Origin of the sequence: Antrihabitans stalactiti (assembly GCF_012932915.1) — a bacterium.
GTDB lineage: Bacteria > Actinomycetota > Actinomycetes > Mycobacteriales > Mycobacteriaceae > Antrihabitans > Antrihabitans stalactiti.
In genome coordinates, this window is record NZ_VCQU01000001.1 from 847212 (window position 1) to 858265 (window position 11054).

11 protein-coding genes are annotated in these 11054 nt (G+C 63.8%); 9 read left to right on the plus strand and 2 right to left on the minus strand.

The window, feature by feature from the left end; all coding sequences use genetic code 11:
- Positions 1 to 175 precede the first annotated feature (175 nt).
- Genes FGL95_RS04140 through FGL95_RS04150 form a run of 3 tightly spaced genes read left to right on the plus strand, consistent with a single transcriptional unit; the run spans position 176 to position 3521 of the window.
- A complete protein-coding gene (locus FGL95_RS04140) occupies positions 176 to 1195 on the plus strand; it encodes a putative nucleotidyltransferase substrate binding domain-containing protein (protein WP_169584893.1) in 1020 nt (339 codons plus the stop codon).
- A 59-nt stretch (positions 1196 to 1254) separates the two neighbouring features.
- Positions 1255 to 2178 (plus strand): MerR family transcriptional regulator, encoded by a 924-nt coding sequence (locus FGL95_RS04145; protein ID WP_169584894.1) that lies wholly within the window; start codon positions 1255 to 1257, stop codon positions 2176 to 2178.
- Positions 2178 to 3521: a DUF445 domain-containing protein gene (locus FGL95_RS04150; protein ID WP_169584895.1), complete on the plus strand. Its 1344-nt coding sequence runs from the start codon at positions 2178 to 2180 to the stop codon at positions 3519 to 3521. The genes FGL95_RS04145 and FGL95_RS04150 overlap by 1 nt, the downstream gene beginning before the upstream one ends.
- Positions 3522 to 3582: 61 nt before the next feature.
- Here FGL95_RS04150 and FGL95_RS04155 read toward each other — a convergent pair whose 3' ends face one another.
- Both FGL95_RS04155 and FGL95_RS04160 read right to left on the minus strand, forming a co-directional pair.
- On the minus strand, positions 3583 to 4434 hold the full coding sequence (locus FGL95_RS04155; protein WP_169584896.1) for an SDR family NAD(P)-dependent oxidoreductase: 852 nt from the start codon (positions 4432 to 4434) through the stop codon (positions 3583 to 3585).
- A gap of 9 nt (positions 4435 to 4443) precedes the next feature.
- Positions 4444 to 5151, minus strand: a complete 708-nt coding sequence (locus FGL95_RS04160) for a GntR family transcriptional regulator (RefSeq protein WP_169584897.1) — start codon at positions 5149 to 5151, stop codon at positions 4444 to 4446.
- A 99-nt stretch (positions 5152 to 5250) separates the two neighbouring features.
- Between FGL95_RS04160 and FGL95_RS04165 the strand changes: the two genes are divergently transcribed.
- From FGL95_RS04165 to FGL95_RS04190, 6 genes are read left to right on the plus strand one after another with little or no spacing between them, the layout of a single operon-like run.
- Positions 5251 to 6375 (plus strand): TIGR03364 family FAD-dependent oxidoreductase, encoded by a 1125-nt coding sequence (locus FGL95_RS04165; protein WP_169584898.1) that lies wholly within the window; start codon positions 5251 to 5253, stop codon positions 6373 to 6375.
- 15 nt (positions 6376 to 6390) lie between these two features.
- Positions 6391 to 7119, plus strand: coding sequence for a phosphonatase-like hydrolase (locus FGL95_RS04170; RefSeq protein ID WP_169584899.1), 729 nt, complete (start codon positions 6391 to 6393; stop codon positions 7117 to 7119).
- Positions 7106 to 8152, plus strand: a complete 1047-nt coding sequence (locus FGL95_RS04175; RefSeq protein ID WP_169584900.1) for a 2-aminoethylphosphonate ABC transporter substrate-binding protein — start codon at positions 7106 to 7108, stop codon at positions 8150 to 8152. Before FGL95_RS04170 ends, FGL95_RS04175 begins: the two co-directional genes overlap by 14 nt.
- Before the next feature lie 2 nt (positions 8153 to 8154).
- Positions 8155 to 9312 (plus strand): ABC transporter ATP-binding protein, encoded by a 1158-nt coding sequence (locus FGL95_RS04180; RefSeq protein WP_169584901.1) that lies wholly within the window; start codon positions 8155 to 8157, stop codon positions 9310 to 9312.
- Positions 9309 to 10199, plus strand: coding sequence for a 2-aminoethylphosphonate ABC transporter permease subunit (locus FGL95_RS04185; protein ID WP_169584902.1), 891 nt, complete (start codon positions 9309 to 9311; stop codon positions 10197 to 10199). Before FGL95_RS04180 ends, FGL95_RS04185 begins: the two co-directional genes overlap by 4 nt.
- Position 10200: 1 nt before the next feature.
- A complete protein-coding gene (locus FGL95_RS04190) occupies positions 10201 to 10998 on the plus strand; it encodes an ABC transporter permease (RefSeq protein ID WP_169584903.1) in 798 nt (265 codons plus the stop codon).
- Positions 10999 to 11054: the final 56 nt, after the last annotated feature.

An 11054-nucleotide genomic window follows, 5' to 3' on the forward strand; every position in this document is an offset into this window, starting at 1 on the left:
AGTAACAACAGTGCCTGGAGTCACACGAGCCCAGCACGACGTCACAGCTCACATATCCATGCATTGTTTCGCCTTTTGCGCCAAATCCGTTACACCCGAGCGCAAAGCGGACGAAACGCGCGTCGCGCGCAACGACCGAATTCGCATCGGGGCATGACGATGCCACAATCGCCTCATGGCATTGCCAGCGAGCGTCGTGGATGTGTGCGACAGGATAGCCGACGCATCCGACGACGCTGCACTGGTGGCGGCGGTCGGAAGCGCTCGCCGAGTCGTTGTCGAAGCTCGTCGGGACGGCATACCTGCGACGCGGTTGGCAGCGTCCTGGTCCGCGATCGCCCGGACCGCGATCGCCTCTGCGACCCAGTTCGGCGTGCCTGCGGGCGGCAGCGACATCACCTGGTTCGTGTCCGGCAGCACAGCGCGCGACGAAGCATTGCCCGGTTCGGACGTCGAATCCTTGCTCGCAATCGACGACCACACCGACCCGGCGACAGCGATGGCGCACGCCGCATCGGTGCATGCGATTCTGGACCGCTGCCGACTGCGCGGCGACGACAAAGGCGCCATCGGTTCGCGCGCACGGTTCTGTCGGACCTATACACAGTGGTCAGAGGGCATAAAAGCCTGGACGACCGCGCCGCACGCCGACCGCGGAGTCGTGATGGCCGGTCTGCTTGCCGATTCACGCGCCGTCACCGACGGCGACGACGTGCTCGCGCTTCGCCTCGGCGACAACATCCGAAAGCACGACCGTGCGCTGCCGGTCATGCTGAGCGATGCGTTGGCGGTCCGTGCGCCGACGTCGTGGCGGCTGCGAATCTTCGCAGGTGGCGACGACGTGATGGACCTGAAAGCGGCCGCGATCGAACCGGTCGTGCAGATCGCGCGGTGGGCTGCGCTGAGCTGTGGCTCGACCGCTCTCAGGACGGTCGATCGGCTGACGGACGCGTCGGGTACCAAGTTCCTCGACGCCGACGACGCCAAAGTGCTACGCGAGTGCTACACGATAGCCACTCGAATCCGGTGGCATCACCGCGCGCCCGCCTGGCTCGACAAGCAGCCGTTCCGTGAGGAGTTGACCCTGTCGGATCTGCCCCCGCACGACCGTGCCCTTCTGCGTGGTGTCGGTCGCGAGATCAACGGAATCCGCCGCAAGCTCGCCTATCTCGCCTCGACCTCGTCGTTCGGCTAAAGGCGCAGTGCTAACTGTACCCATTGACAACTGGCACATTTGACGCTGTACTAAGTGCCGTGGCACGAAGAGGATCGGGTGCGAGCAACCCGTCGCATCTCAATCCGGTGGCAGCCGCTCTCGAGAGTGTGCGGAAGGCACCGCGTCGAGTTCGTCGACAATCACGCGACGCGATCCGCGCCGCGGTGCGCCAACTTGTCGACGCCGCAGCGCAGCAGCCGTCGGCGGTCGGCGGTAGCGGCGAGTACCGCATCGACGACCTCGCCAGACGGGCAGGCACCACGACCCGAAACGTCCGCGCATATCGCGAACGCGGCCTGTTGCCGCCGCCGCGACGGGTCGGCAGAGTCGCCTTCTACGACGAGTCCCACGTGGCGCGCTTAACTCTGATCGCGTCGATGCTCGACCGCGGATACAGCATCTCCCACGTCCGCGAAATGCTTACCGCTTGGGAAGAAGGCAAGGAACTCGGCGACGTCCTCGGGATCGAAAAGGCGTTGGTCGGCAAGTGGACCGAGGACCGGCCCGTAACCATGACAGTCGACGACGTACGCGGGCTGGCCGGTGATCAGCATGCACTCGATCGGCTCGTCGCACTCGGCCTCGTGCGAATCGATGGCACCAGCGCAACGGTCACGCGGCCGAAACTGCTCGACGCGTTTCGTGAGATGCGCGAGTACGGCTTGAGCACGGACCTCGTCCTCGACGTCCACGAAAAAGTCACCCCGCGCCTGGAAGAGATCAGCCGCATTCTCGTCGAGGCCGGCGCCCTCCATGTCGCCGGACGATTCGACCCGAAGGGCGGACTGCCCGACAACACCGACATCGCCGAACTGGTCACGATGCTGGTCCAATTCCGCTCACTCGCCCTTACGTCGGTCACCGAGACGCTCGCCGCGTCGATCGAGACGACCATCGAATCCGTCGTCGGCGACTTTCTCGCCAAGTTCGTGCTCGAGCAATCCGACGAAGACGCGACCTGATGTCGTCCGGAATGTTCATCGACTGGGAGCACGTCACCGGGCAATCGAAACTGGTCATCGAACTGGTGACCATCCCGATCTTCTCCGCCGTCGCGGGCCTGATCACCAACTGGACCGGCGTCTGGATGTTGTTCGCTCCGGTGACGTTCAAAGGATTCCGCCTTCCCGGCCTGCAGATGATCTACCCCTACCTTCCCCGCAGGGTCCAGGTGCTGCCGATCTTCGCCGAAGGCACGCAGTTCGGGTTCCAGGGCTTCATTCCGGCGCGGACAGAGAAGATGGCATCGCTGACCGTCGACAAAGCGATTGCCAAAATCGGCGGTCCGGCCGACTTCTATCGACAACTCGAACCCGAAGCGATCGCAGCACAATTCGCCGCCGTGATCGCTGACGATCTGCGTCCGACCATCGATTTCGTGATGGCCCAAGGCTATCCGCAGCTGTGGAACGACCTCCCGCCGCAATGGCGGGAGATGTTGTATGCCCGTGTTGCAGAAGAGCTTCCGACAATCGCCGATCGGTCGTTCGCGGCCATCGGCGAGCACATCGACGAGTTGATGAACGTCAAGACCATGATCATCGACTACCTCCGAGAACGTCCGGAAATGATGAAAGACATCATCTACAACCTCGGCGGTCCGGAGTTGCGGTTCATGGTCTGGAGTGGATTGCTCGGATTCCCATTCGGTCTCGTGCTGGCTCTCTATCTGCAGGTGCACCACGCTGTGCCGTTCCTCGGCCAGATCCCTGCGGCAGTGATGGTTCTGCTCGGGACGGCGGCAATCGGCGTCGCAGTCAACATCATTGCCGTCCGGGTGGTGTTCACTCCGGCCATAGCGAAGCCATGGTTCCTATGTCTGTGGCGCCAAGCACTTTTCGCGAAACGGCAAGACGAAGCGGCCACCGACCTCGGCCACGCGATTGCGCACCAGATCGTCACGATGGAAACGATCGTCAACCACCTCGTGCACGGTCCCAACGCCGACAAGACACAGCGAGTAATCCACATCGCCCTGCGCGAGGAAATCGATCGAATCCTCGGGCGAATGAGACCGATGGTCAAGGTCGCCGTCGGTGGTCGGCGCCTGACTGCGATACACCAAGGGTCGACGACGAGTGCCATCGCCTTGGTCCCGACCCTCGCGGACAACCTCGACTTCAGTCGAACCCAAGCAGACAAGATCGATCGTCTCTGCGCACAGAAACTGCGTGACCTGCCACCCACCGAATTCGTCGACCTGCTCTACTGCGCTGTCGAGCAGGACGCCTGGCTGCTCTACCTCCACGGCGGAGTCCTCGGCTTCGTCGTCGGACTCGCGCATCTGGTGATCTTCGGCGCCTGACCCCCACCCCTCGTGAGTCTTTTAGGAGTCCAGGGACTCCTAAAAGACTCACGAGGGTGCTCTAACGAATTGGCAAACCCTCGATCCCGGTGAGCGCGACGCTGCGGTTGTACAGGTCGTCCTGCTTGGCCTCGTCGCGGGCGGTGCGGCTGACCGGAGTCGGGGGCTGCGCGGTGTGGAAGCTGCCGGACTTGCCTAGGTACTCGCTCGAAAGCGACAGGTCCGCAATAAGTTTCGCGGCCTTCTCGGGCGAGATGAGGCCGAGCTTGATCACTCGGTAGACGAGGGACGGTAGTTCACGCCAGATCTCGGAGTCGACGCCGCCGGGATGCAATGCGTACGTACTGATGCCATCGGGCAGCCGCCGAGCGAGCGTGTTGCTGAACATGAGATTGGCCAATTTGGACTGCGTGTAGGCGTTGAACGAGATGTAGCGCTTGCGACCACGGAACGTGCTCGGGTCGATCCTGCCGACGTTGTGCGCGATCGACGACAGATGGATGATCCGCGCATCACCGGTGTCGGCTGCGGCAGCTTCGAGCTGCGGCAGGACGAGGTGCGTCAGGAGGAATGCGCCAAGGTAGTTCGCGCCGAACTGCAGCTCGAAACCTTCCTCGGTGTACTGCTGCTTCTGCGGGACCGCACCCGCGTTGTTGACCAGCACATCGACCTTGGGATGTTGCTGTGCGAGGTCTGCCGCGAAGCGGTGAATGTGCTCGAACGACGACAGGTCGACCGACATTATGTCGACGTCGGCGCCTGGCGTCCGACCGACGATCTCGTCGCGCGCAGCCTCCGCCTTGGTCTGGTTGCGGCAGGCCAGCACCACCTTCGCCCCTCGGCTGGCCAGTTCGTGGGCGGACGCCAGCCCGATGCCGGAATTACCTCCGGTTACAACGACAGTTTTGGACACTGCGACAGCCTAATCACGGAGCGTTGCTTCGAACGCGACACGGTCGCCGCGGAACAAGGACCGCACTCGTTCGATCGGCACACCAGCATCATCGATCGTCCGGCGATGCATCAGCAACATCGGCATCGCGGTGTTCGACTCGAGCAGTGCGGCCTCGCGTGGCGAGGCGAGCACGGTCTCGATGCGTTCGGTGGCCGAGAAGAACCGAACTCCGCCTTCTCGAAGGGCTGCGTACAACGACGTCAGCGGGTCGAAGTTCGCGACCAGATCGCCGAAGCGTTCCTTGGACAGGTACGTGCTTTCGAGCCCGACGCGGTCGCCGTCGGTCAGGAGGACGCGTTCGAGATGAATGACCAATGCTCCCGGCGCGATCCCCAGGTCGGCGGCAATATCGTCGTCGGCGACGACGTCGTCCAGGCCGACCAGAATTCGGCCCGGGGTTCGACCTTGACTCACCGCGCCCTCGGTGTACGAGCGCAATGAAAGCGGTTGCGTCAGTTTTGGTTTGGACACGACCGTACCTCTGCCGCGCCGCTCGATCCGCCCCTCGACCAGTAGCTCGTGCAGCGCCTGCCGGACCGTTTCGCGGGCGACCTCGAACCGCGCTGCGAGTTCACGCTCCGGCGGGACCGAGTCGCCGACCGACAGTTCGGCGAGGATGTGGTCGAGCTCTGTCCGCACGTGATAGTGCTTCGGCAGCCGCTCGGTCGAATTCATGCCGCACAGGCTACCCGAGATTGGTCTATACCAATTGTTAACCGGAAGTTTTCAGTTCGCTCACTCATTGGTCTAGACCAATCTGGCAATGTCTCTCGCATGCGATTGGTCATCATCGGCGGCGGGATCCTCGGAACCGCACATGCCTTGGAAGCGATACGACGTGGTCACGACGTCGTACAGCTCGAGCGGGAAAAAGAAGCGCGCGGCGCGACGGTCAGAAACTTCGGACTGGTCTGGGTATCCGGCCGAGCGGACTACGAGATCGACGCGACGCTTCGCTCCCGCGAGTTGTGGGAACAGATCGGAAGGGAGTCCGAGATTGGTTTCCGCCCAACGGGTTCCATCACTCTGCTGCGGACCGACGCCGAAGTTGCTGTCGCTGAAGAAGTCGCGGCACGCTCCGATGCGGGCGTGCGCGGATTCACAATGCTCGATCCCGCCGAAGTCACAGCGATCAACCCAGCGCTGCGCGGTAAGTTCCTCGCCGGGTTGCACTGCACCCGCGACGCTGCCGTCGAGTCGCGCGTTGCACTGCCGGCCATTCGCAAGTACCTGGACAGGTCCGGCCGCTACACCTTCCATGCGGGCACCGAAGCACGAGCGGTCACATCGACGACGAACGGTGCGACCGTCCGCGACGATCAGGGCCGCACCTTCGAGGCCGACATCGTATTGCTTTGCCCCGGAGCGCAGTTGAGCGGTTTGACCCGCGAGCTGGCGGGCGAACTCCCCATTCGCCGCGTGCGTCTGCAGATGATGCAGACCGCTCCACTCGGCGAACCGCTCACCACCGCAATCGCCGACGGCGACAGCTTCCGCTATTACCCCGGTTACCACGGCAGCGCGGTGGACACCTTGCAAGCAACTCAGCCGCAAGACGCCATCGCCGACGAGCACCGCATGCAACTCCTCTGCGTTCAACGCGTCCACGGCGGCCTGACGATCGGCGACACCCACGAGTACGACGAGCCGTTCACCTTCGACGTCGACGAGGCGCCCTACGCCTACCTGACCGGCGTGGTCGAGGAACTGCTCGGTCGCAAGCTCCCACCGGTCGTAAGGCGTTGGGCCGGTGTGTACAGCCAATGCCTCGACCGCACCGAGCTCGTGCACCGCAAGCAGGTCGACGACTCGATCTGGGTCGTCGCCGGACCCGGCGGCCGAGGCATGACCCTCGGCCCGTTTCTCGGCGAGCAGACCGCCGACCTCATCAACCTCTGATCAACAGGAGTCACATTGTCCACCAACCCAATTCAACTAGCCGTGCTGGACATGGCTGGCACCACGGTCGAAGACGGCGGGCTCGTCATCAGTGCCTTCGAGAAGGCCGCCGACGCTGCGGGCATTCCTGACTCCGGCGACGAACGCGAGCGCGCTCGCCAGTACGTGATCGACACGATGGGGCAATCCAAGATCGTCGTGTTCCGCGCAATTCTCGGCGACGAAGAGCGCGCGCAACTGGCAAACCAGGCCTTCGAAGACGCGTACAACGCGCTGATCGAAGAGGGTGCCGCAGCCCCGATCGCAGGAGCCGTCGAGAGCATCGAGAGACTTCGCTCTTCGGGCATCAAGGTCGCCCTTACAACAGGTTTCAGTCGCGGGACTCAGGACAAACTCCTGGCCGCCCTCGGCTGGGAAGACATCGCCGACCTCACCCTCGCCCCATCCGACGCCGGTCGCGGCCGGCCCTACCCCGACATGGTTCTGACCGCCCTCCTCCGCCTAGGCATCGACGGCGTCGACAACGTTGCCGTGCTGGGTGATACGACCAGCGACGTCGAGACCGGACTGCGTTCAGGCGCGCAAATCGTCGCCGGAACCCTCACCGGCGCGCACGACGAACAGCAACTCCGAGCGGCCGGCGCCACCCACGTTGTAGCCTCCGTCACCGATTTCGCCGAACTCGTTCTCTCGCATCATCACTCCCCCACAAACACAGAAAGCCGATTCCATGCGAATGCGTAGCCTCCTTCCCAAGGTCGCGGTCATTGCCGTTGCCGCAACAGCCCTTTCGCTCACCGCAGCTTGTGGTGGCACCGGCAGTTCCGACGCCGACTCGATCACCCTCTACAGCGTCGACGGACTCGCCGACTGGTACAAGGACCGCTTCGACAAGTTCAAGACCCAGACCGGCATCTCGGTGAACGTGGTCGAGTCGGGATCGGGTGAGGTGGTTGCCCGGCTGGAGAAGGAGAAGGCGAACCAGCAGGCAGACCTGATCATCACGCTGCCACCGTTCATTCAGGAAGCGGCACAGAAAGATCTGCTGGTACCGAGTGGAATCGACACTTCGGCAATACCTGCCGACGAAAAGGATTCCGCCGGAAAGTACTTCCCGATCATCAACAACTTCCTGTGCTTCATCGCCAATCCGGCCGCCAACCCGGCACCGGTCAAGTGGGACGACCTGCTGACCGAGCAGTTCAAGGGCAAGCTCCAGTATTCGACCCCCGGCCAGTCCGGTGACGGCACAGCAGTATTGCTGCTGCTCCAGCACTTGCTCGGCAAGGAAGGCGCCCTCGCGTACCTGAGCAGCTTGCAGGCGAACAACGTCGGTCCCTCGTCCTCGACCGGCAAGCTCCAGCCGAAGGTGAGCAACGGTGAACTGCTCGTCGCGAACGGCGATGTGCAGATGAACCTTGCGTCGATCAAGAACAGCGGCTCCAAATTCAACGTCTTCTTCCCCGCCGCCGCCGATGGCAAGCGCACCACCATCGCGATCCCCTACTTCACCGGCCTGGCGAAGAACGCTCCGCATGCGGACAAGGCCCGCAAGCTCATGGAGTTCCTTCTCTCCGAGGAATCGCAAAAGACGGTTGGGCCTCAGGCACTGGGCGTTTCGGTCCTCGATGCGGTGCGCAAGGCAAGCGGACCCACCGAGGGCGTCACCCCGACGGCGCTGCTCGACGGTGTCGACGTCTGGCAGCCCGATTGGGAAAAGGTGCGCGCCGACCTGAAAGCCGACGTCGAGGCATATCAGAAAGCCACAGGTAGCTGATCATGTCGGAGACCAAGGTTTCGACGCCGGCCGCCGTCAAGGGTGCGGTTGATTACTCCACTCCCGCAATCATTTTCGATCGAGTGACCGTCACCTATGGCCGCGGCAAGAACGCCACCCACGCCCTCGTCGATTTCAACCTCAAGGTCGGACAGGGCGAGACGGTCGCGCTGCTCGGACCGAGCGGGTCGGGCAAGTCGACCGCACTCAAGGCACTGGCCGGGTTCGCGCGCCCGACCTCGGGGACCGTGCGGCTCGGCGACAAGGACGTCACGAATCTCCCACCCGCCAAACGCGGAATCGGCGTCGTCGTCCAGTCCTACGCACTCTTTCCGCATATGCGGGTGAGCGAGAACGTCGCATTCGGACTAAAGGCGCACAAGGTGCCTCGCGCCGACATCGCCGGTCGGGTTGCCGAAGCGCTGGAGATGGTCGGCATGTCCGCGTACGCCACGCGGCTACCGCGCGAGCTTTCCGGCGGTCAGCAGCAACGGGTCGCCATCGCACGAGCACTGGCGATCCGCCCGAAGGTCCTGCTGCTCGACGAACCGCTCGCCGCGCAGGACGCACAGCTGCGGATCTCGATGGTCGCCGAACTGCAGCAATTGCGGAAAGCGTTGCCGGACACAGCGATGCTGTACGTCACGCACGATCAGTCCGAAGCGCTCGCGCTCGCAGATCGCATCGTGGTCATGCGTGACGCCAAACTGGTCGACGTCGACACCGCCGACAACCTGTGGACCCGTCCGCCGACTAGTTTCACCGCCGCATTCCTCGGTGGTGCGAACTTGATTCCGTGCACGGTGGGGCGAGTCATCGGCACGTCGGCGTTGGTGACGGTCGGCGATTCGACGCTGCCCGCCGAGGCCCCGCAGCCGAGTGTCGGCAAAACCGATTGGTCACCAGGAAGTTCCGCGTTGCTGTGCGTCCGTCCCCACGCGTTGACCGTCGGACCGCCGACGGAGGCCGGTGCGCTGCGGGCACGGGTGACGGCGGCGGTGTGGCGTGGCTCCTCGACGCGACTGACGCTCGCTGTCGCCGGACTGCCCGACCAGCTCATCGAGGCCGACGTACCCGGTCAGGCGCAGTTCGCACTGGAAAACGAAGTGGGCGTGCGCTTTCCCGCCGTCGCCGGGGTACTCGTGCAGGTGCCGGCGTGACCACCGTCTTGGATCGGCCCGTCGCGCCACCGCCCGCAACCCGCAAAGAACCGTCGAAGTGGGGCGGTGCACTCTGGACCCTCCCGCCACTGATCGCGGTGCTCGTGTTCGCGGTCTATCCGGTCGCCAAGGTGCTCGCCGTGTCGCTCGATGGCGAAGGCAGCAGCACGTGGAGCGGAGTCCTCGGCTCCGACCTCTTCCGCAGCGCTCTGTGGCGGACCGCCGAGATTGCAGTCCTGTCCACATTGGGCTGCCTCGTGCTGGGCACGTTCATCGCGATTGTTCTTGCGTTCGTGCCGTTTCCGGGGTCGAGGTTCGTCGGCCGCGTCATCGACACGATCCTGGCGTTGCCGTCGTTCCTGATCACCCTCGCCTTCACCTTCCTCTATGGGACCGCGGGCGCGTTCAACGCCCTATACATGAATATCTCGGGCCAAGACAAGCCGCTGCTGGATTTCCTCAACACACCAACCGGGGTGATCGTCGCCGAAATCACCTTCTTCACACCGTTCGTCGTTCGTCCGTTACTCGCGTCGTTCGCGCAACTACCGCGCGAGCAGCTCGACGTCGCAGCCAGTCTCGGCGCCTCACCCTGGACCGTGTTGCGCACGGTCGTGTTGCCCGAAGCGTGGCCTGCTCTCATGGCCGGCGGCAGCCTCGTGCTGCTGCTCACTCTCAACGAGTTCGGCATCGTGTTGTTCACCGGCGCAAAGGATGTCATCACCTTGCCGGTTCTGATCTACACCCGTGGCATCGTCACGTTCGACCTACCCGGCGCTGCCGTGATTGCCACGGTCCAGGTGGCGCTGTCGTTGACGCTGTACGGGCTGTATCGGTTGATCTTCGCCCGCGTCATGGCAGGTCGCACTGGAACGAAGGAGGCCTGAGATGCTGTTGTGGACCACTCGTAGCAAGGCAGTGGTGCTCGGCGTTTTCGCGCTCATCGTGCTGGTCGTATTCGTCGCACCGATTGCGACGGTTGTCGCTGCGGCACTGGCGGGTTCGTGGACCGGTCCGTTGCCGTCGGACCTCGGCTTCTCCCATTTCGACGAAGCCCTGTCCGGTGACAACGTCGCGAGCATGACCGTGAGCCTGCAGACTGCGTTCATCGCGGGCGGACTCGCTCTCGTGCTCGGCACGTGGGCAGCGTTGGCGGCACGCGAGGCCCCGATGTGGCTGCGCCGAATTACCGATGCGGTGTTCCATTTGCCGATCGCGATTCCGTCGGTCGCGATCGGGCTCGGCCTGCTGATCGCGTTCAATTCGAAGCCCCTGCTGTTGGGCGGCACGAAATGGCTTGTGATCATCGCGCACGCAGTTCTGGTGCTGGCCTTCGCATTCAGCGCGGTCTCCGCAGCGCTCGACCGCCTGGACCCGGCATACCGCGACGCCGCCGAGTCGCTAGGGGCAGGACCGGTGCGCGTGCTGACCCAGGTCACGCTCCCGCTGCTTCTGCCTGCTCTCGGTGCTGCCGCAGGCCTCGCGGTCGCGCTGTCGATGGGCGAGCTCGGCGCCACGGTCATGGTGTATCCGGCGACGTGGAAGACCCTGCCGGTCAGCATCTTCGGGCTGACCGACCGTGGTCAGGTGTTCCTCGCCGCAGCCGACACGACGCTGCTGCTTCTGGTCACGCTGCTCGCCCTGCTCCTGCTCGGCCGGATTCGAGGCAAGGCTGCACTTCGCTGAATCACCCACCCTCGTGAGTCTTTTCGGAGTCTATAGACTCCGAAAAGACTCACGAG